Annotated in this window: 19 protein-coding genes; 10 read left to right on the top strand and 9 right to left on the bottom strand. The window is 69.9% G+C overall.

All coding sequences use genetic code 11. The features are described from left to right. The first annotated feature begins 14 nt into the window (after positions 1-14). Positions 15-1856 (top strand): hypothetical protein, encoded by a 1842-nt coding sequence (locus ORV05_RS32450; RefSeq protein WP_268755697.1) that lies wholly within the window; start codon positions 15-17, stop codon positions 1854-1856. 62 nt (positions 1857-1918) lie between these two features. Here the strand turns inward: ORV05_RS32450 and ORV05_RS32445 are convergent, their stop codons facing one another. Beyond that, positions 1919-2746, bottom strand: a complete 828-nt coding sequence (locus ORV05_RS32445) for an HpcH/HpaI aldolase/citrate lyase family protein (RefSeq protein ID WP_268760000.1) — start codon at positions 2744-2746, stop codon at positions 1919-1921. Positions 2747-2784: 38 nt separating this feature from the next. Beyond that, a complete protein-coding gene (locus tag ORV05_RS32440) occupies positions 2785-3855 on the bottom strand; it encodes an HpcH/HpaI aldolase/citrate lyase family protein (protein WP_268755696.1) in 1071 nt (356 codons plus the stop codon). Between the two features lie 106 nt (positions 3856-3961). On the opposite strand from ORV05_RS32440, the gene ORV05_RS32435 reads away from it, so the two are divergent. Then, positions 3962-5803 carry a serine/threonine-protein kinase gene (locus ORV05_RS32435; RefSeq protein ID WP_268755695.1) on the top strand — a complete coding sequence of 614 codons (1842 nt, stop codon included), beginning with the start codon at positions 3962-3964 and terminating at the stop codon, positions 5801-5803. On the opposite strand, the gene ORV05_RS32430 is transcribed toward ORV05_RS32435, so the two are convergent. Next, positions 5769-7037, bottom strand: coding sequence for an MFS transporter (locus ORV05_RS32430; protein ID WP_268755694.1), 1269 nt, complete (start codon positions 7035-7037; stop codon positions 5769-5771). The genes ORV05_RS32435 and ORV05_RS32430 overlap by 35 nt on opposite strands. Positions 7038-7159: 122 nt before the next feature. Between ORV05_RS32430 and ORV05_RS32425 the strand changes: the two genes are divergently transcribed. From ORV05_RS32425 to ORV05_RS32415, 3 genes are all read left to right on the top strand, one after another. Beyond that, positions 7160-8161 carry a LysR family transcriptional regulator gene (locus ORV05_RS32425; protein WP_268755693.1) on the top strand — a complete coding sequence of 334 codons (1002 nt, stop codon included), beginning with the start codon at positions 7160-7162 and terminating at the stop codon, positions 8159-8161. 220 nt (positions 8162-8381) lie between these two features. Then, positions 8382-9020, top strand: coding sequence for a hypothetical protein (locus ORV05_RS32420; RefSeq protein WP_268755692.1), 639 nt, complete (start codon positions 8382-8384; stop codon positions 9018-9020). A 130-nt stretch (positions 9021-9150) separates the two neighbouring features. Next, positions 9151-9801, top strand: a complete 651-nt coding sequence (locus ORV05_RS32415; protein ID WP_268755691.1) for an NAD(P)H-binding protein — start codon at positions 9151-9153, stop codon at positions 9799-9801. A gap of 71 nt (positions 9802-9872) precedes the next feature. On the opposite strand, the gene ORV05_RS32410 is transcribed toward ORV05_RS32415, so the two are convergent. Beyond that, the gene (locus ORV05_RS32410) at positions 9873-11195 is read right to left on the bottom strand and encodes a D-arabinono-1,4-lactone oxidase (RefSeq protein WP_268755690.1); all 1323 of its coding nucleotides are present in this window, start codon (positions 11193-11195) and stop codon (positions 9873-9875) included. A gap of 87 nt (positions 11196-11282) precedes the next feature. On the opposite strand from ORV05_RS32410, the gene ORV05_RS32405 reads away from it, so the two are divergent. Continuing rightward, positions 11283-12470, top strand: coding sequence for an amino acid deaminase/aldolase (locus ORV05_RS32405; protein ID WP_268755689.1), 1188 nt, complete (start codon positions 11283-11285; stop codon positions 12468-12470). A gap of 31 nt (positions 12471-12501) precedes the next feature. Here the strand turns inward: ORV05_RS32405 and ORV05_RS32400 are convergent, their stop codons facing one another. Beyond that, positions 12502-13122, bottom strand: coding sequence for a TetR/AcrR family transcriptional regulator (locus tag ORV05_RS32400; protein WP_268755688.1), 621 nt, complete (start codon positions 13120-13122; stop codon positions 12502-12504). Between the two features lie 121 nt (positions 13123-13243). On the opposite strand from ORV05_RS32400, the gene ORV05_RS32395 reads away from it, so the two are divergent. After that, positions 13244-14521, top strand: a complete 1278-nt coding sequence (locus ORV05_RS32395; protein ID WP_268759999.1) for a GH1 family beta-glucosidase — start codon at positions 13244-13246, stop codon at positions 14519-14521. Next, complete coding sequence (locus ORV05_RS32390; RefSeq protein ID WP_268755687.1) at positions 14518-15765, top strand: MFS transporter; 1248 nt, start codon at positions 14518-14520, stop codon at positions 15763-15765. Before ORV05_RS32395 ends, ORV05_RS32390 begins: the two co-directional genes overlap by 4 nt. A 187-nt stretch (positions 15766-15952) precedes the next feature. Here the strand turns inward: ORV05_RS32390 and ORV05_RS32385 are convergent, their stop codons facing one another. Then, complete coding sequence (locus ORV05_RS32385) at positions 15953-16360, bottom strand: hypothetical protein (protein WP_268755686.1); 408 nt, start codon at positions 16358-16360, stop codon at positions 15953-15955. A 13-nt stretch (positions 16361-16373) separates the two neighbouring features. Then, complete coding sequence (locus ORV05_RS32380) at positions 16374-16694, bottom strand: hypothetical protein (protein ID WP_144588822.1); 321 nt, start codon at positions 16692-16694, stop codon at positions 16374-16376. 285 nt (positions 16695-16979) lie between these two features. Between ORV05_RS32380 and ORV05_RS32375 the strand changes: the two genes are divergently transcribed. Together ORV05_RS32375 and ORV05_RS32370 are read left to right on the top strand one after the other, a co-directional pair. After that, on the top strand, positions 16980-18362 hold the full coding sequence (locus tag ORV05_RS32375; protein WP_268755685.1) for a helix-turn-helix domain-containing protein: 1383 nt from the start codon (positions 16980-16982) through the stop codon (positions 18360-18362). 21 nt (positions 18363-18383) lie between these two features. After that, positions 18384-19310, top strand: a complete 927-nt coding sequence (locus tag ORV05_RS32370) for an aminoglycoside phosphotransferase family protein (RefSeq protein WP_268755684.1) — start codon at positions 18384-18386, stop codon at positions 19308-19310. Positions 19311-19509: 199 nt separating this feature from the next. Here the strand turns inward: ORV05_RS32370 and ORV05_RS32365 are convergent, their stop codons facing one another. Both ORV05_RS32365 and ORV05_RS32360 read right to left on the bottom strand, forming a co-directional pair. Further along, a complete protein-coding gene (locus ORV05_RS32365; protein ID WP_268755683.1) occupies positions 19510-20532 on the bottom strand; it encodes a copper resistance D family protein in 1023 nt (340 codons plus the stop codon). Next, entirely contained in the window at positions 20529-21053 is a 525-nt protein-coding gene (locus ORV05_RS32360) for a copper resistance CopC family protein (RefSeq protein ID WP_268759998.1), read from the bottom strand. Before ORV05_RS32360 ends, ORV05_RS32365 begins: the two co-directional genes overlap by 4 nt.

The following is a 21053-nucleotide window of genomic DNA, read 5'->3' as shown; positions in this document are numbered from 1 at the left end:
GAGACCATCTCGGTATGCGCATGGTCTACACGGGAGCGGACGAAGAGGATTTCATCGACGCTCGTGAGCGCCTGCTCGTCGAACTCGACGCGTGGGCGCAGATGCGGCAACGCGTGGTCGATCCCGTGGTCGCCGGCGCCCTGCTCGACTACCGGTTCGAGCGCGACGGCCTGCTGGGGCGCTGGACCCGCGAGATCCTGCGCGGGGCGCTGCTGAACTGGTTCCCGCGCAAGGTCGTGCTGCTGGATCCGCATTCCTCCGCGGTGCTGTCCACCGTCGAGGCGCTGCTCGACTTCCTCGACGACGCGGATCTCTACGACATGCGCAGCGAACCGCCGGTGGTGCTGCGTTCGTTCGTACGGGCGATCGGGCCCCGGTTCGACGAGGCGATGCGGGACCCGGCCAACTTCGGCCTGGCCAAGTTCTGGGCGGTGGCGATGGCCGAGAACGGCATCGATCCGCTGGACGAGGCCGAGGCGCAGCGGTTCATCGAGCGCGTGCAGCACGGCGAGATCGGCGTGGACCAGGGTCTGCTGCACGAGATCGCCTACCGGCACTACGACGGCGATCCCGAGGTGGATCCGCAGGACCCCGTCCCGGTGTTCGCGCTGGCCCCCGAGTCGGTGCTGGCGGCCGACGCCGCCGGCACCCCGGTGGTGCGGCGGCTGAGGCGGTTCGCCGACTGGGTGGGCGAGGGACGTGAGCTGGCCGCCAAGGGGCGCCTCACCGAGGCGGACGCGTGCGATCTGGTGGACCGGCTCGGCGTGGACGACCCGGCGGAGCTGGTGTCGCTGGCCAAGACGGCGGGCGTGGTCCGGGCTCGCGGGGGCAGGCTGGTGCGGGTCAAGCGGGCCGCGCCGGTGCTGGAGGATCCGCTCGCGCTGTGGCGCGTGGCGATCCCGCACGTGATCGCGGAGGTCGGTGAGCCCGTCCGGCGCCGCTCCGCGGACCGGCATCTCGCCCTGGACCTGCTGGAATCGGTGCAGGCCGACCACGACTACGCGACGATCCCGATGCTGGTCGAGATCCTCGACGGCCTCGGCGAGACGGCCCGGTACGCCTCGGACGCCGAACCGGTGCTCCGCGTGGTGCGCAGGCTGAGCGATTTCGGCCTGGTCGAGTTGCTGCCCGCCCGTGAGGAGCACTACCCGGATCTGATCGACTTCGCGGGTGTGGACTCGGTGGACGAAGTGCCCGCCGAGGAGCGGCAGGTGGTGCGGATCCTGCCGCTGGGCGTCCGCGCGATCTACGACGCACGGGTCTGCGCGGGCATCCCGACGCTCACCCTGGACGACCTGGCCGCCGAGACGGCCGAGGTGTTCTTCACCCGCATTGCGCAGCTGTCCCCCGAGGCCTTCGAAGAGGGGGCGAACCGGTGGCTGCGGGCACGGCAACCCGAGCGCGCGATCGTCGAACTGTCCGAGATCGCCCGCCGCACGGACGACTTCGAGCACCGCATGCGCGCCTTCCAGCTGCTCGGCGAGTTCGGGGAGGCGGGGGTGGCGGCGATCGCCGGGCTGCGGGACCACTCCGCGGCGGGTCCCGCCGCGCTGGCCTGGCTGCTCGAAGCCGGGCTGATCGACGCCAGCGAGGTCAGCGGGCGCGAGCGGACCTACAGCATGGTGGACGTGCTGGCGGCGGACATCCGCTCGGCAGGCCGGAAGAAGGCGATGGAGTCCTTCGCCGCGCAACCGCGGCCTGCCCAGCTGCTGTTCCTCGCCGACGCCACCATCTGCGGCCACCCGAGCACCCGGGAGGTCCTGGAGTCGATGGTGGTCGCCCACCCCGACCGCGCCGTGTCGAACGCGGCCCGCAAGGCGCTCGACTGGCTCCAGGACCCCGGCACCTTCACCTAGCCAGAGCCTGTTTTGGAAGTGGTTTGCGTGGCGGTGCGGGTGGCGGAACCCGACCCGCCCAATCAGGCGGTGAAGGCCTCGGCCAGGGCGAGGATCCGCTGCGCGTTGTCGACGTGCAGGTTCTCGATCATCCGGCCGTCGACGGTGACCACGCCGCGGCCCTCGGCCTTGGCCTCTTCGAAGGCCGCGATGATCTTGCGCGACTGCTCGATCTCGGCCTCCGACGGGGAGAACGCCTCGTTGCACGGCTCGATCTGACCCGGGTGGATCAGGGTCTTGCCGTCGAACCCGAACTGGCGGCCCTGCAGGCACTCGGCCTTGAAGCCCTCGAGGTCCTTCACGTCGTTGTAGACGCCGTCGAGGATGACCTTGCCGGTGGCCCGCGCGGCGAGCAGGCACAGCGACAGCCCGCCGAGCAGCGGGGCACGGCCGGGGACGAACTCCGCGTGCAGTTCCTTGGCCAGGTCGTTGGTGCCCATCACGAGCACGGTGAGCCGCTCGCTGGCCGCCGCGATCTCCTCGGCGTGCAGCATCGCGACCGGGGTTTCGACCATGGCCCAGATGCTGGTGTGGTCCGGGGCCCCGCCCAGCTCCAGCGCGCGTTCGATGTTGTGCACGTCCTGTGCGGAGTTGACCTTCGGCACCACCACCGCGGCCGGACCGGCCTGCGCCGCGGCCCGCAGGTCCGCGTCGTGCCACTCGGTGTCGAGGCCGTTCACCCGGATCGTCACCTCGCGGCGGCCGTACTCGCCCGAGGCCGCGGCCGCACACACCCGTTCCCGGGCCGCTTCCTTGGCGTCCGGCGCGACGGCGTCCTCGAGGTCGAGGATGAGCGCGTCCGCCGGGAGGGTCTTGGCCTTCTCCAGCGCGCGCTCGTTCGCACCGGGCATGTAGAGCACGGACCGGCGGGGTTTGACCTCGAGCTGACTCACGCCAGCGCCTCCTTCGTGGCTTCGTCGTAGGCCTTGGCGAGTTCCGGGTCGCGGGCGGCGAGCGCGTCGGCCAGTTCGGCCACCACCCGGCACTGCTTCACCGAGGCGTCGTCCTGCATCTTCCCGTCGATCATCACCGCGCCGGTGCCGTCGCCCATCGCGGCGATCACGCGCCGCGCCCAGGCGACGTCCTTGGGATCGGGGGAGAACACCTTGCGGGCGATGTCGATCTGCACCGGGTGCAGCGTCCAGGTGCCGACACAGCCGAGCAGGAACGCGTTGCGGAACTGGTCCTCGCAGGCCACCACGTCGCGGATGTCGCCGAAGGGGCCGTAGTAGGGGAGGATGCCGTGCATCGCGCAGGCGTCGACCATGCGCGCGACGGTGTAGTGCCACAGATCCTGCTGGTAGGTGGTGCGGCCGGTCTCGAGGTCGTCGCCGACCGGGTCGGTGCGCACCAGGTAGCCGGGGTGGCCCCCGCCGACGCGGGTGGTCTTCATCCGGCGGCTGGCGGCCAGGTCGGCCGGGCCGAGCGAGATGCCCTGCATGCGGGGGCTGGCGCCGGCGATTTCCTCGACGTTCGCCACACCGCTAGCCGTCTCCAGGATGGCGTGCACCAGCAGCGGGCGCCGCAGGCCCGCGCGGGCCTCCAGTTGGGCGAGCAGCCGGTCGACGTAGTGGATGTCCTGTGCACCCTCGACCTTCGGCACCATGATCACGTCGAGCTTGTCGCCGATCTCGGTGACGAGGGTGATCAGGTCGTCGAGGACCCAGGGCGAGTCGAGGCTGTTGATCCGGGTCCACAGCTGGGTGGCGCCGAAGTCGGTGGACTTGGTGATGGACACCAGTCCGTTGCGGGCCGCCTCCTTGCGGTCGGCACGCACCGCGTCCTCGAGGTTGCCCAGCAGGACGTCGACCTTCTTGGCCAGGTCGGGGACCTTGGCGGCCATCTTTTCGTTGCTGGGGTCGAAGAAGTGGATCATCCTCGACGGCAGCGCGGGAATCTCCCGGACCGGGTCCGGTGCCCCGACCGCGAGCGGCGCGAAGAAGTCCTTCGGCGAACGCATCGATGATCCTCCAACGAATGTGACTAGTGGTGACTCGCACGGTAACCGGCGAGTAACCCTAACCGCGAACCCAGGGGAACCGCTGCGGCGCAGCTCACCTCTCAGAGTGGTGGACACATGGTCGCTACCCGGTTTCACCGAACTGAAAGCACTCGGCGAAGGCGGTTTCGGCCGCGTCGTACTGGCCCGGCACGACGTCTCGAACAGCGTCGTTGCGATCAAGTACCTGTTCCGGCGGCACCTGCTGGACCCGGCGAGGCTGGCCGCCTTCCGGCGGGAGGCCACGATCCTCAGCCGGATCCACAGCCCGCATGTCACCCGGTTGTATGAGTTCGTGGAGACCCCGCAGGGTGCCGCGATCGTCATGGAAGCCGTGCGAGGGATCTCACTGCGCGAGGTGCTCGCCGCGGACGGACGGCTGGAACCCGAAGGCGCCCTCGCGGTGCTCAAGGGCTCGTTGCTCGGGCTGGCCGACGCGCACCGGGTGGCCATCGTGCACCGCGACTACAAGCCCGACAACGTGCTCGTCGGACCCGGCCGCGAGAGCAAGCTGGTCGACTTCGGCATCGCCGTGCTCGCGGGCGAGGCGGGCGTACCCGTGGGCACACCCGCCTACATGGCGCCCGAGCAGTGGGCGGGCCTTCCGGCGAGTCCCTCGACCGACGTCTACGCCGCCACCTGCGTGTTCTTTCACGGGGTCACGGGACGGCGGCCGTTCGAGGCCGACAGCATCGAGACGCTGCGCGAACTGCACCGGGACGCGCCCGTGCCGGTGGAACTGGCGCCGGAGCCGGTGCGCGCGCTGATCGCCCGCGGCATGGCGAAGGCACCCACCGACCGGCCGCTCGGCGCCGCCGAGTTCGTCGCCGAACTCGAAGCCGCCGCGGTCGCGGGCTACGGCGAGGACTGGGAAGAGCGGGGTCTGCTCCGGCTCGCGCAGCGGGCGGGGGTGCTGCTGGCGCTGTCGCCGCTGGCGCTGCTCGGCGCCGGGACCGCGGCCGCTCCCGGCCTCGCCGCCGGAACCGCCGCCGGAACCGCCGCCGGAACGGTGGGCACCACCGCGGCCGGGACCGCGGCGGGCAGTGTGGCCGGAACCGCCGGGACGGCCGCCGCCGGGGTGGCGGTGAGCGGGAAGGTGATCGCCGCCATCGTCGGCGCGGTTCTGGTCGCGGCGGCCGTCGTCGTCGCGGTCGTGGTGGGCACCGCACCTTCGGGTGCCAACGGGAACCCGCCGCCGGTAGCCGCGGGAACCACGAGCGCCACCCCGGTCGCGCTCGTGGTCGACCTGCCCACCCGAAACGAAAACGACGGCACCTTCGACGTCAGCGCCCAGTACGCGCGGGTCTCCGGGATCGGTGATCCGGCGGTGCAGCAACGCGTCAACGCCGCACTGACGGCCCCGCTGGACCAGTGGATCGGCTACGTCCGGCAGGGGGTGAACGGTCCCGAGCAAAACGGCGACATCCCGCACGTGCACAACGAGGTCAAGATCGGCCGTCAGGACCGGAAGGTGCTGTCGGTGCAGTACACGCTCACCGTCGACTCGGCCCAGTTCGGCAACCACGGGGCGGCGAGCGTGCAGGCGATCAACCTCGACCTGACCACCGGGCGGACGCTGACCGCGACGGACGTCTTCCGCGACATCGCGAAGAGCGCTCAGGGGATGTCGCTTCTCAGCCAGCGGATCCTCGCTCGCTCGCCGGGCGGCTTCTGCGGCGACACCCCTCCGGTCAACGACGTGCGTGGCCTCGAACCCGGGGATCTGGACCCCTATACCCCGGCAGGTACGGGAGCGCTGCAGGTCGGCTTCGCGAAGGACGGCGTGACCTTCGTGATCGAAGCCAGCGCCCTCGGTTACCCGATGGTGTGCGATCCGACCGAGATCGTCGTGCCCTACCGGGATCTTTCCGATCTCATGACCCCCGAGGCCCGGGCGCTCCTGTTCTGACCGTCCGAAGAGCCGGTACCGGAGCGGGGGCGGACAGGTGCGTCCGTTTGGGTAGCAGGAGCGGGGTGGCGAGCAGGAGAACGCCCGAGATGGTGATCGCGGCGAGGGGGCTGGTGAGTGTGGCGAGGATGCCCCAGATCACCATGAGGGTGGCCTGCAGGAGTTTGCTGCTGACACTCCAGGTGCTGAGGACTTGGGCCGCGTGATCCGCGGGGGTGCGCTGCAGGCGTTCGGTGGCGTAGATCGGTTTGAAGACGCCCATGCAGGTGATCAGCAGGCCCTCGACGAGGATCACGGTGAGAAGTCCGGGAACGCCGGGGCCGACGAACGCGAGACCGAGCGGGAAGAGCGATCGCAGCCAGCCGAAGACGGTCATGACCCGGTGCCGTCCGTAACGCCGGACGAGGCGTGCGGACAGGCGGGCCCCCACGAAGCCGCCGAGTGCCGGGATGCCGAAGGCGAGACCGTACTGCCAGGCCGGGAAGTGGTACTCGCCCAGCAGGAGGACGGCCAGTAGCGGGAGCGTCGCCATGATCAGGCCGCTGACCAGGATCGAGTTGAGGAACAGGCGCCGCAGCGCGCGGTCGTGGAGGATGAACCGCCAGCCTCGCAGCAGGTCGGCTGCGCGCAGTCTGGTGGCCGCGTCGCGGGGTGCCGCGACGTCGCTTCCGTGGATGCGGAGGATCCCGAGCGCGGACAGCAGGTAGCTGAGGGCGTCGGCCACGACGGTGATGACCGGGCCGAGCAGGGCGATGAGCGCGCCGCCGAGTGGTGGGCCCACCGCGGTCGCCACCCAGCCGGTGCCCTCGAATCTCCCGTTCGCGGTGAGGAGGTGTTCGCTGGGGACGAGGTGTTTCAGGTACGCGCCGGATGCGGCGGTGAAGGCGATGCTCGCGGTCCCGGAGACGGCCGAGACGACCAGCAACTGGCCGTAGGACAGCAGGCCGAGGAAGTACGCCACCGGAACACTCGCCATCGCGAGGAACCGGGCCAGATCCATCCCGATCATCACCGGACGCTTGGGCCGGTGCTCGACCCACGGTCCGAGCGGGAGCGCGAGGACCGCCGCGACGGCCAGCCCGGCCGCCTCCAGAAGCGAAACGGCGAATGCGGGCGAGTGCAGTATTCGGACCGCGATGAGCGGGAACGCTCCGAAGGCGACCCATGTGCCGTATGTGCTCACGGCGTAGGCCCACCACAACCAGCCGAAAGCGGCCCCCAGTTTCACGCGCACACACTCCTCAGCGACAACCGATGTTTGGGTCCCTGCATCACAGCGGCTGTACGGCCGCAGGACCAAACAACCGCCCTGCGGCGAGCCACAACGATCGGTTGTGCGTGCCTAGGCTGGACCCGATGGACACCAAGGCAGTGCGGTCGTTCGTCCGGGCCGCCGAGCTCGGACAGGTGCAACACGCGGCCGACGAGCTGGGCGTGACACAGCAGGCGGTCTCGAAGCGGATCGCCGCCCTGGAGCGCGAGCTGGGAGTCCGCCTGTTCACCCGTACCGCCAGGGGAGTCGAACTGACGCTCGACGGCCGGGCGTTCCTCCCGCACGCGCGGAGCATCGTCGCGAGTGTCGATCGCGCCATCACCGCGATCAGGCCGGGCTCGCGGGCCCTTCGGATCGACGTGCTCGGCCTGCGAAGCGCGCAGGCGGTCATCCTGCACGACTATTGGCGCTCGCATCCCGAAACCGACCTCGACGTGGTGACCCTCAGGGTCGACGACCCTCGCGTGGCGGCCGCCGCCGTCGAGGTGGGTGAGATCGACGCTTCGTTCCGCACCGTCACCGATCCGGCCGTGCTGCCGCGCGACGTGCACATGATCCACGCCTTCGACTCCCCGCTGGAACTCCTCGTCGGCCCGAGGCATCCGCTCGCCTCCGCGCGGACACTGACCCCGCCCCGGCTGCGCAAGCTCCGGATCTGGGTGCCGGGTATCGCACCCCGAAGCGAATGGGGGGAGTTCTACGACGAGCTCGCCACGGAGTTCGACCTCCGCATCGACGCGGCAGGGCCGAATTTCGGTGACGAAGTGCTTCTCGACGCCCTCGCGGACTCCGCCGACGTGGCCACCCTCGTCGGCGCGCGCGACCGGTACGTCTGGCCGGCGAACTACGACCTGCGCCGCATTCCGATCGTGAACCCGACGCTCGCCTATCCGCTCTCCCTCATGGTCCCGGGAACGAATCCGCACCCGGGACTTCGGGCGATCATCGACCACTTCCGCGGCCTGAAACCGCTTGCCGGGACGGTGTGGCGCCCGTCCTGGGCAACGGCACCAGGCCGCAGCGACGCCAACACCAGGCAGACAAGATCACGAATTGCTCCGTTTGGCGGTACGGAAATCCTCTGAGTAGCGCCGCTCAACCCCTCCTCACCCGTTCGGCGGCGGGGTCGGACTGAAGTCGAAAAACCGCTCATCGACCGGTCACCGACCGTTGGACGCCGCCGATCGCAGCCGCTCCGCTTACCCGAGACCCGCGGCCACCGCCCTGGTACTCAATTCATGTGCCACTTTTCACGAGGGGGAAGCGGCACCTCGGACGCAGTGCAGGGCAAAAGGAGGCGGACTCGTGGCGGTTACACCAGGGCACACCGGAGACGCGGTGGTGGCCGGCGGAACCCGGTCATTTCCCACCCGTGTCGTCCCGCCCGTCGAGCTTCCCGCGAGTACCTCCTTCCTGGCGAACGCCGCGGCCGGCAGGCTCGGCTGGCAGGGCGTCGTCCTGCCGGAGGTGACCATCCTCGGCCGGCGCGTCTGCGTGGTGGCGAAGCTGCGCACCGACGTGCACGCCGAGCGGATCGCGTTCGGTGTCGGCCCGGTGACCGACCGGACCACGGTGGCCACCTGGACCTGGCCGGAGTTCACCGCCACCGCCCCCGCCCCGGCCGCGGATATCGTCGGCGTGCTCGCCGTCGCCCGCCACTGGCGCACCGCGATGGCCGCCGCGGTCCCGTTCGCCCGCTACGGCGACGCGGCCATGGTTCTTCCCTCCTCCGCCGTGATGAGCAAGGACTACCTGGACAACTGCCTGCCGCGTGCCCGGTCCTACGGCCTGGCCGTCGTCTCCGCCGACGAGGACGCCGTCGTCGACCGCGACCTCGAGGGCTGCCACGAGCGGCTCGTCCTGCCGGAGGACGCGGTCTCCCGCTGGGTCAACGAGATCGTGTACGAACAGCTCCTCGCTTCGTACGACCTGCCGGTGGCCTAGAGGACCTGTTTGGACCGGTTTGCGTGGCTGCCAGGAACCGCCTGAGAACCCGCGGCGGTGCAAGCTGACAGCCCACCGCAAGCGGCTCCGCCGCTTCGAAAAACGATCTGGCTGAGTAGGCTTCTGTGTCATGCGAGTGGTGATCGCGGGCGGGCACGGCAAGATCGCGATGCGGCTGGCGCGGCTGCTGGCCGCCCACGGAGATCAAGCCGTCGGGATCATCCGCGATCCCGCCCAGGCGACCGATCTGCGCGCGGTGAGCGCGGAGCCCGTAGTGCTGGACCTCGAAGCCGCCGAAACCGGGGAAGTCGCCGAAGTGCTGCGGGGCGCCGACGCCGCCGTGTTCGCCGCGGGCGCGGGGCCCGGCAGCGGAGTGGCGCGCAAGGACACCGTGGACCGGGGTGCCGCGGCGTTGTTCGCCGCGGCGGCCGAACAGGCGGCGGTCCGCCGTCTGCTGCAGATCGGTTCGATCGGCGTGGGCCGTCCGCCCCGCCCCGGCACCGACGAGGTGTTCGCCGCCTACCTGCGGGCGAAGGAAGCCGCCGAACAGGACCTGCGTGCCCGCGATCTGGACTGGACGATCCTGCGTCCGGGCAGGCTGACCGACGAGCCCGGCACCGGCGAGGTGCAGCTGGCCGATTCGGTCGCTTACGGCGAAATCCCCCGCGACGACGTCGCCGCCGTCCTCCTCGCACTGTTGGAAGAGCAGCGCAGCGTGCACCGAACCCTCGAACTCGTCGGCGGCAACACACCGATCGACGAAGCCGTCGCGCGGATCTGAGCCCTCGGGTCTTGCGGCGGAGGCAGGGCCGTGAAGGGACCCCTCACGGCCCTGGCCGGTCGCCGGGAGCGTCAGCGGTCGGCGGCTCGCGGGGCGGGGCCCAGTACCCGGTCCAGATAGGGGTTCGCGAACACGCCTGCCGGGTCCACCTCGTCGCGGATCCGGAGGAAGTCGTCGAATCGGGGATAGAGCGCCCGCAGCGCGGCCGCGTCGAGATCGTGCATCTTGCCCCAGTGCGGCCGCCCGCCAACCTCGGCGACGATGGCCGCGAACCCGGCGAAGTACTCGCGGTACGGCATGCCGACGAACTGGTGGATGGCGATGTAGGCGGAGTCGCGGCCGTGCGCGGTGGACAGCCAGAGATCGTCGGCGGCGGCCACCCGGACCTCCACCGGGAAGGCGACCGGGTTCTCCAGCCGGGGGACCAGGGCCCGCAGTTCGGAGAGCACCTGGTGCACGGACTCCCGGGGGACCGCGAACTCGGATTCGACGAACCGCACGCCGCGGTGGGTGACGAACACGCGGTGGGACAGGTCGCTGTACTCGCGCGCGGAAAGCACGGCCGAAGCGAACCGGCCCAGCGGTCGCGTCAGGCGCGGGACCGCGCGGCTCACCCGGCACAGGGTGCCGAAGGCGACGTTCTCCATGATCTCGTAGTCGAGGAACTGGCGTGCGCGGCTGAGCGGTTTGCGGTCGGCGCCGGACGGCAGCCGGTTGTTGCGCTTGACCAGTGCGTTGCGGCCGTACGGGAACCAGTAGAACTCGAAATGGTCGTTTTCCTCCGCGAACTGGTCGAAGCCGTCGAGGACTCCTTCGAGCGGTTCCGGGCGCTCCTGCGCGGAGAGCGCGAAGGCAGGCTCGCACTGCAGCGTCACGTGGCTGATCACGCCGAGTGCGCCGAGGCCGACCCTGGCCGCGGCGAACAGATCGGGCCGCCGGTCGGCCGAGCAGGTGACCACGGAGCCGTCCGCCAGTACGAGTTCGAGCTGCGCGATCTGGGTGGCCAGGCCGCCGAGGCGGGCCCCGGTACCGTGCGTACCGGTGGACACCGCGCCCGAAATGGTCTGCGCGTCGATGTCGCCGAGGTTGGTCATCGCCAGCCCGAGCGCTTCGAGTTCGGCGTTGAGCTGGTGCAGCGGAGTGCCCGAGCGGACGGTGACGCGATGGTTCTCGGCGTCCACCGAGGCGATGCCTCTCCAGTGGGTCAGGTCGATCGCGTCGCCGTCGGCCACCGCGATGGGCGTGAAGGAGTGCCCGCTGCCGCGCGGCCGCACGCGACGGCCGTCGACGGCGGCACCGGCCACCACCTCGGCCATTTCGGCCACGCTGCGCGGCGTGTGCACGCGGTGCGGTTCGGCGGTCGCGGTGCCCGCCCAGTTGGTCCACCGGTTCATGGGGAGTCACCTGTTCGTATCGGAGTGACGGAAACCGTAGGTGAAAGATATTCGCTTTTCAAGACCTGCTGCCGTACCGTACTGCGCATGAGCACACCGAGTGCGGTCACCTTTGACCTGGCCACGAAGGATCTCGATCCCCCGCTGGCCGTCATCGACCTGGCCGCGTTCGACGCGAACGCCGACGACCTGCTCCGGCGGGCGGAAGGCAGGCCGATCCGCCTGGTCAGCAAGTCCCTGCGCTGTCGTTACCTCATCGAACGCGCGCTGGCCAAGCCCGGTTTCTCCGGCCTGATGTGCTACTCGCTCGCGGAGGCGCTGTGGCACGTCGAAAGCGGGACGTGCGACGACATCCTGGTCGCCTACCCGACCGCCGACCGCGGGGCGCTGCGCCGTCTCGCCGCGGACGAACGGGCAAGGGCCGCGATCACGATCATGATCGACTCGGCGGCGCACCTGGACTTCGTGACCACCGTGCTCGGACCGGGCCATCCGGAGATCCGGGTCTGCCTCGAACTCGACGCGTCCTGGCGACCGCTGCGCCTGGTGCACGTCGGCACCCGCCGCTCGCCGGTCTTCACCCCGCGGCAGGCGGCGGCACTGGCCAGGTCGGTGGTGGCGCGCCCGGGATTCCGGCTGGTCGGGCTGATGGCCTATGAGGGGCAGATCGCGGGGCTGCCCGACGCCACGGGGAAACGGACCGACGCACTGGTGCGCTGGATGCAGCGGCGTTCGGCACGGGAACTGGCGCGGCGGCGGGCGGAAGCCGTCCGTGCGGTGCGTGCGATCGCCGAACTGGAATTCGTCAACGGCGGCGGCTCGGGGAGTATTGAGAGCACGCTCGCCGAGCCCGCCGTGACCGAGGCGGCCGCGGGATCCGGGCTGATCGGCTCGACCCTGTTCGACGGGTACACGCGCTTCCGGCCGCGCCCCGCCGCGATGTTCGCACTGCCGGTTGTCCACAAGCCGACGGCCCGTATCGCGACCCTGTTCGCCGGGGGGTACATCGCGTCCGGACCGCCTTCGGGCTCCCGGCTCCCGTCGCCGTACCTGCCCGCCGGACTCAGGCTCCTCCCCGTGGAGGGGGCCGGCGAGGTTCAGACGCCGGTGACCGGAAAACCGGCCCGTGACCTGCGGATCGGTGACCGCGTCTGGTTCCGCCACGCGAAGGCGGGTGAACTCGCCGAGCGGTTCAAGGAGTACCACCTCGTCGAGGGCGGCCGCGTCGTGCGGACCGTCCCGACCTATCGCGGGGAGCAGCAGAACTTCGGCTAGCCCGGAGAGAGTTGTCCACAGGCCCTGTGGACTACTCGCCGAGTCGGCCGGCGAGGTATCCCTTGATCAGTTGCTTGGTCTCTTCGACGATCTCCGGATCGCCGTCGGGGTCCCGGTGGAAGGCCAGCTTGAGCAGCGCGTCGGCCACCTCGATGGCCACCATGATGGCCAGCGGGAGCTTCTCGCCGGGCGTTTCGATGTACTTGCGCACCAGGTCGGTCAGCGCATCGGCGATGACCTTGTTGTTGTCGCGGCTGTCGTCGAGGAGTTGCCGGTCGACCACGTCGCCGAAGTGCACCTTGGAGAAACCGGGCACTGAACGGTGCATCTCCAGGTAGATGTCGAGGATCGAGTCGACCACGTCCCACCAGTGGTGCGGATCCTCGCGGGCGAGCCGTTCACTGACCGCCGCCATGAAGTGGTCGAGGTTGCGCTGGGTCAGGGCCTGGACGACGGCCCGCTTGTCCGGGAAGAACTGGTACAACGAGCCCACCGCGACTCCGGCACGCTTCGCGATGAGTGTGGTGGTGAGCGATTCGTAGCCGACCTCGTCGATCAGCTGCGCACTCGCGTCCAGCATCTGCTCCACTCGCCTGGCGCTTCGCCGCTGCACCGGCTGACGGCGCAGCGGGGTCGCCTGGGTGTCCGACACGATGTGCTCCTCCTGGTGCTCTGAACTGCGACTTTAGCGTGCCGAACCGCTTCCCCCCGGACGAGGGAACGGCTATCGTATGAGAAATTTTCATGTTTCCCTCGCCGAAGGGCGAATGCCAGTGGAAAACCTCACCTTCCCGCCCGATTTCCTCTGGGGCGTGTCCACCTCAGCCTTCCAGATCGAAGGCGCAACCGATGCCGACGGTCGAGGACGGTCCATTTGGGACAAATTCACCGCGGACCAGGGCCAGATCGTCGCCGACGACCACTACCACCGCTACCCGGAGGATGTCGCACTGCTGGCGGATCTGGGCGTCGGGGCTTATCGGATGTCCTTCGCCTGGCCCAGAATTCAGCCGAATGGGGGAGGAGTTCCGAACCCTCGCGGACTCGATTTCTACGACCGGCTGCTCGACGCCGTGTGCGCGGCGGGGATCTCCCCGGTGGGCACCGTCTACCACTGGGATCTGCCCCAGGCACTGGAAGACGCCGGCGGCTGGCTGGCCAGGGACACCGCCGCCAGATTCGCCGACTACGCCGCGATACTGGGCGAACGGTTCGCCGACCGGGTGCGGATGTGGATCCCGATCAACGAACCGATGGTCACCACGGTCTACGGCTACGCCATCGGCGAGTACGCACCCGGCAAGACCTTGCTGCTCGGGGCCGTCCCCACCGCGCATCACCAGCACCTCGCGCACGGCCTGGCGACGCAGGCCCTGCGCGCGGCGGGCGCGGAGAGCATCGGTACCGCCAACCACCATTCGCCGGTCTGGCCCGCCGGAGACGGCGAAGGCGACCGCGCCGCCGCGAACTGGCTCGATGCCCTGCTCAACCGCCTGTTCGCCGATCCTGTTCTGCTCGGCACGTATCCGGACGAAATGCACGAACACCTCCCGGAGGGATTCGACGGCGACCTGCCGGTCATCGCGCAACCGCTGGATTTCTACGGCGTCAACTACTACGAACCGCAGGGTGCCGCCGCGCCCGGTGAAGGCAATCCGCTTCCGTTCGAACTCCGCCCCATCGACGGGTATCCACGGACGACGAACGATTCGCCCATCGTGCCCGACGGGCTGCGCGAACTGCTCGTCGGTTTCCGCGAGCGCTACGGCGAGGCGCTCCCGCCTGTCTACATCACGGAAAACGGGTGCAGTTTCGACGGAGTGCACGATCCTGAGCGGATCGAATTCCTGGAGGGCCATCTGACGGCGGTTCGCGCCGCGATGTCGGCCGGAGTGGACGTTCGGGGCTATTTCGTCTGGTCCCTGCTCGACAATTTCGAATGGTCCAAGGGGTACGCTCCCCGCTTCGGCCTGGTCCAGGTGGACTACGAAACCCAGCGCCGCACTCCCAAGGACTCCTTCGCCTGGTACCGGAAATTGGTGAGGAAATGAGCGAAACCGCCCTGCCCGCGGCGCTGGCCGAACCGACCGCGCGGGTCCGTCCCGGCTGGACGACGCTGCTGTTCCTCGCGAACATCGGCCTCTGGCTGGGGATTTACGCCCCGATCCAGGTGCTGCTGCCCGAACAGGCCGAACTGCTGGACTCGGCGAACAAGGAACTCGTGTTCGGCGTGGTGACCGGGGTCGGCGCGGTGGTCTCGCTGTTCGCGAACCCGCTCGTCGGGCTGGCCTCGGACCGCACCCGGTCCCGGTTCGGCCGCCGTCACCCGTGGACCCTGCTCGGGGCCTGCGTCGGCGCCGCCGGACTGGTGGTCCTCGCGCTCGCACCCAGCGTCGTGGTGATGACCCTCGGCTGGTGCCTGGTCCAGGCCGGGCTCAACGGCATGCTGGCCACGCTGACCTCCGCCGTGCCGGACCGGGTTCCGGTCGAACAGCGGGCGCAGATCGGCGGCCTGGTCGGGATCAGCCAGATGCTGGGCACCGTGCTCGGCGCTGTGCTGGTCACCGTCGTGGTGACCAACCTGCCCGGCGGCTACCTCGCCTGCGCGGCGGTGGTGGTGGCCGGTGCCGTGGTGTTCGTGCTGCGCACCCCGGACCTCGCGCTGCCCCGGGACTGGCGGCCGTCGAACCGGTGGCGGGACGTGCTGGCCGAACTGTGGGTGTCACCGAAGGAGCAGCCGGACTTCTTCTGGGCATGGGGCTGCCACTTCATGATCAACCTGGGGAATGCCCTCGGCACGTTCTACCTGCTGTTCTTCCTCAAGGATGCGGTCCACTACCCGGATCCGGACAGCGGACTGCTGATCATGATGGGGCTTTACGGGGCGGCGCTGGTGGTCGGCGGCCTCACCGTCGGCTGGTTGTCGGACCGCTCCCAGCGACGCAAGCCCTACGTGCTGTTCGCGGTCGTGGTGATGGCGGCGGCCGCGGTGGTGCTGGTGCTCTGGCAGACCTGGCCCGCCGCGCTGGCCGCATCGCCGCTGCTCGGTGTCGGGTTCGGCGCCTACTGGGCGGTCGCGCTGGCGATCCTCACCGAGGTCCTTCCCGCGGCGCAGGACCGTGCGAAGGACCTCGGGGTGGTGAACATCGCGAACCTGCTGCCGCAGGTCATCGCGCCGCTGCTGGCCACGGTGATCCTCGCGGATCTGGGCGGTTACCCCGGGCTGTTCGCGGCTTCGGCGGTCGCCACGTTCGCCGCGGGCGGGCTGATCCTCGGGGTGCGCAAGGTGCGGTGAGGGATGGGCCCGCGGGCCGGTGCCGGTCGGGGGAGGGGAGTGCAACGGCACCGGCCCGCGGAGTTCGGAGGCCGTCTCGGGTCGGTCGACGGCGATCAAGATCTTGATCAAGATACCCGTGGATTACCGCTCCCGCTAGGGGTTCTCGCCCAGTTTCACGGATTAATCGCCGAATGGCCGGGAGGGCTCAGCGGGTGGCGACCTGGGGCAGGAGAGCGTGCCTGCCGGTGGTCTCCGCCGGGCTCGGCTTCGGGGCGCGCGACTGGCTGGGCATCGCGGACTTGTTCCGCCGCCACGGCCGGCGCAGCACCCGCTGCGGAGCCAGTCCACCGGCCACCAGATGCTCGTGCGCGACCTGCCAGACCGAGCACGGCGCCTTGCAGCGGTGCCACCGGGTCGAGCAGGTGGGGCAGTCGCCACGCTCGTCGGGCTCGTGCGCGGACAACATCGCGCGCCAGCCCTCGGTGAGGCGCGGCAGTTCCGAGCGCGCTACCGAGACCAGCGACTCGCTGTCGGCGCGGTTGGCGAGGTCGGCGAGCATGTCCAGCCGCTCCCACACCGCATTGCGGAGGACCTGTCCAAGGATCTGATCCACGGGAAACTCACCGTCACCTTTCCGTCAGCTTCGCAGCTTCGTTGAGCGCCGCCCGCAACTGGCCCAGCTGGCCCGCGGTCAGTCGCGCCGTCTCTCCGGGCGGTCCCACCAGCACCACCTCGTTGTCCTGAACGAGCACGGTGACGCAGCGTTCCCGGTTGATCATGTCGCCGCACTGCACCCGCCACACCAGCTGACCGCCCTCGTAACGACGCACCTGGGCGGCGCGGGGATCGGTGACCGACGGCATCGCCGAGCGGGAGGCCGGCCTGCTCACCCGTGCCGGGCCCTGGGCGGCCGGACGTGCTGCCGGGATCGAGCTTGCGAACTCCACCGCGTCAACTCCGCTCTTTCGCTCTCCGGGACTGTTCGTGTCTTCGTAGCTCTGCGTGATCGCGGGCAGTGCCCGTTCGCTCACTCAGACCTGACAACTAGATTGCGGGGAAGCGGACTCGAAGAGAAGCCGAACCGCCGCCATAGCGGCGACCGGCCTGGGTTCGCCGGTAAACGGTCGGGATAGTTCGGCCCGGCCGATCAGACTCGGCAAACAGCGTCTCGCACGGTTGAATAGGGATGCCTACGCTGCGAATCGACGCCTATGGACGGTGAGGGGTCGCGAATGGACGCCAGTGGCGCTGCGGATGCCCGGCAGGGACACCCGATCAGCTCTGACGTGTGGGAGAAGCGGGAAATGCGGGAGGCATTGGCCGCCCGTGAGATCAGCGCGGTCTACCGCAACCTCCGCAAGGAGGGGATCTCCCAGCGTCAGATCGCCGCACTGACCGGCCAGTCACAGTCCGAAGTGTCGGAGATCCTCAAGGGTCGGCAGGTCATGGCCTATGACGTGCTGGCCCGGATCGCCGACGGACTGGGCGTCCCCCGTGGATACATGGGCCTCGCCTACGACGAGGCCACCGAGATTCAGGTCGTCGGCGCGGCCGACGAGCAGCAGGCTGAGGAGGACGAGTCCGTGAAACGGCGGAACTTCCTCGCGCATGCCGCCCAGGTCACGATGGGGGCGGCGGTCTTCGGATCGTCTCCGCAGGCGTGGGGGGCGAGTCCCGCGAGGACGCCGGCACCGGGGCACATCGGGATGACCGACGTGCGCCAGGTGGAGGCAGCGACGAGGGCGCTGCGGGCACTCGATTACCAGTACGGCGGCGGGTTCTGCCGCGACGCTGTGGTGGCGCAGCTGTCCTGGGGACAGCAGATGCTCGATTCCTCGGCGACCAGCGTGGTCAAGTCCAGGCTCTACGTGGCGCTCGCCGATCTGCACAGCCTGGCGGGCTGGACCTCGTTCGACACCGGGCTGATGGATTCCGCGCGCGGGCATTTCGCCAACGCGCTGGAACTGGCCAAGCAGGGCGACAACAACCCGCTGGTGGCGAACATCCTCTACCGGATGGGCCGGGTCTACCTGCACCAGGAGGCGCCGAACGACGCGCTGAAGCTGTTCCAGCTGGGGCAGATCGCGGCGCAGGAGGCCGGGTCCGAACTGGCCATCGCCGTGCTCGCGGCCAACCAGGCCTGGGCCTACGCGATGATGGAGAACGAGGACCAGGCGATGAAGCTGCTGGGACTGGCCAAGGACGAGTTCGCCAGGGCGAACCTCGCCGAGGCCGAGGACTGGGTCAAGTTCTTCAACGAGACCGACGTCTACGCCATGATCGGCACCGTGCACACGGTGCTGGCGCGCAATGTGGACCTCAGGCACACCAAGTACGCGATTCCGGCGCTGACCAGGGCCGTCGACGCGTACGGCGAGGACATGCAGCGCAGCAAGACCTTCAACCTGGGCGCGTTGGCGACCAACCACCTGCTCGAGGGCGACATCGACCACGGCGCGCGGGTCGGCCGGGCGGCGCTGGAGGCGGCCGAGGGGCTCAAGTCGGCCCGGATCAAGGACCGCATGACGCCGCTGAAGGAAGAGGCCGAGAAACGCAAGAACAACCCGGACGCCCGTGAGCTCGCCGAGCGGCTCGGCCTGTTCTTCGCGGCCTGACCTGGCGTTCTCCCCACCGGCGTGACCGCCGAGCAGACCCGCGGCGACGCGGGAGCCGTGCCCGAGGGGCGGTTCACGAGGGAGAAGCTGGTCGACGTGCTCCGGCGGGTGTGTGCCGGGATCGGTCTGGACCATCGCGGTGCGCGGCTGCTCCGGTTCACCAACAACGCGGTGTTCGTGCTGGACGGCGAGTCCGTGGTGGTGCGGATCGTCGGTTCGCGCGGGTTGCGGCACCGCGCCGGGAACATGGTCGCCGTGGCGCGGCACCTCGAACGGCACGGGGTGCCCGCAGTCCGTCTGCTGCCCGGTGTGGTGCAGCCGCTTCGAGTCGGCGAGCACGTGGCCACGGTGTGGCGGTACGTCGAACCGGCGGCCCGGTCCGCGGGCGCCGCCGATCTCGCCCGGCTGCTCCGGCGTCTGCACGCGTTGCCAGTGCCCGTCGGGGTGGCGGAGTGGGCACCGCTGATGGACGTGCGGACTCGGATCGGCGACGCCGAAGAGCTGGCGCCCGAGGACCGGCGGTTCCTGTTGCGGCGCTGCGCCGAGGCGGAAGCCGCCCTGGGTGAGCTGGAGTTTCCGCTGCCGAGGGCGCTGATCCACGGCGACGCGCATCCGGGCAACGTGATCGTCGGCCCGGACGGGCCGGTCCTGTGCGACTTCGACTCCTCGTGCCTCGGCCCGCCCGAGTGGGATCTGACCCCGCTCGCGGTGGGCCGGGAGCGGTTCGGGGATCCGGCGGGCCGGTACCGGATGCTCGCCGACGTCTACGGTTTCGACGTCACCGCCTGGGAGGGGTTCGCCGTGCTCCGGACGGTGCGGGAGTTGAAGCTCGCCACCAGTGTGCTGCCCATCCTGCGCAGCCACCCCGGGGTGCGGGCGGAGTTGAGGCGGCGGCTGGACGATCTGCGGTCGGGCCGGACCACCCGTCCGTGGATTCGATATCGCTGACCGGCGCCGCTCGATACCGCGGCTGGGCGCCGCACGTTACGGATACTCCGATTTCGAGACCGAGTCGTGACACTCGTCGACAAAACCCGACCGCTCGTCGTTTGTGCAAATGCACGTGCAGAGTGCGGAGATTCGGCCCAACTAGTCACCCCAAATGGCGTAATGCCAGTCGCTAACTGCAATTTGCAGTTACTCTCCGTCAGGTTACCGGGGCTCGGGTCAGCACCACGGCGAAGCCGAACGCGAGGCCCATCACGATCAGTTCGAGGCCCGCCCAGGACGCGAGCGCGGTGCGCTCGTGCCGCAGAATCCGCGGCATCAGCCGCCAGCGCAGATTCGCGCCGAGCAGGGCGATCGCCCCCGCGCACAGCACCTTGAGCAGGACAAGCTGGCCATAGGGCGTGGTGAACAGGCCTGCCCAGAAGCCGATCGTCGGGTTCAGCAGGATCTCGACGCACGCGTTGAACAGCCCGGTCGCCGCGGCCAGGATCAGGCACAGGGTGGCCAGTTTGGAGAACCGGGGCAGCGCGTAGGCCAGCAGCGTGCGGTTGTTCGCCAGCAGCACGGTCATCGCGCCGAGACCACCCATCCAGGCGACGGCGCTCATCACGTGCAGCTCCATGGAGATCATCGTGTAGTCGTGGAAGTTCCAGTTCGACGCGTGGCCGGTGACGGGCAGCGGAAGCAGGGCGAACAGGCCGAGCCCGACCCGCACCTCCGCGGGCACCTTCTCGCCGTGCCGCAGGGCGAGGAAGCCGAGCCCTGCGTGCGCGAAGGCGAGCACCGCGACGACGAGCAGCGCCTTGCCCGCGCCGATGTGCACGATGTAGTCCCAGATGTCGCCGAAACCGATCGTGGCGGAACCCGGCCGGTACTCCGCGGTCTGCAGGACCAGCGTGACCAGCGCCGCCACCGCCCACACCAGTGCGGCGGCCACGGCGGCGGGCCGCGCCTGCGCGAGCACCGGTTCGGTCAGTTTCGGCCGGTCGTAACCCACCAGCACCGACAGCAGGGCGAGTCCCACGGTCGTCACCGCGGCGAGGTCCAGCACGACCCGCACCACCGGGATGGCGACCGAGACCGCCTCGCTCACGTCCGTCACCCCGGGGATCGGGGCGGTCGCCGTCAGCGCGAGTCCGATCAGAACCGCCGCCAGCGCAGCGGAACCCGCGGCCAGGACGGTCTGGAACTGGGGCCGCGAAGCGGTCTCGGTCCGGGTCATTTCGCCTTGCCTCCCCCGGTGCGGAGGGCCACCGTGAGCCCGATCGCGAGCAGCACCACGGCGCCCGCGATCCACACCCAGACCGGCACCCCGCCGGAGCCACCCTGCCTGCTCGCACCGGTGGCGGCGGTGGCGCTGGCCGGGGTTCCGGTGCCTGCCCTGGTGAGGGTGAACTTGTATTCACCGGTCACCGCGTGGCCGTCGGCCGACAGGATGCGGTAGCCGACGGTGTAGACCCCGGCCGGTCCGAGCGGCCGCAGCGGCGCGGTCACCACGTTGCTGTTCACCTCGACCGAACCCTCGGCCCACTGCGTGTTGTCCGGCCCCACGACCGCCACCTGGTTGATGTCACCGCCCTGGACGGGGGCGTCGAAGGTGAGCGTGATCCTGGCGGGCCCGGCCTCGAGCGAGGCGTCCTTGCCCGGATCGGTCGAGATCAGCACGTTGTGCGCCAGTGCCGGGGTGGCCATGGCCAGCATGGCCACCCCGGCGAGCGCGAGCGTGGTGAACGCCTTGCGCAG

The organism is Amycolatopsis cynarae (genome assembly GCF_026802195.1).
Classification (GTDB): Bacteria; Actinomycetota; Actinomycetes; order Mycobacteriales; family Pseudonocardiaceae; genus Amycolatopsis_E; species Amycolatopsis_E rhizosphaerae.
Note: the sequence above shows the minus strand (reverse complement) of the source record. Positions and strands in the feature narration are given on the sequence as shown.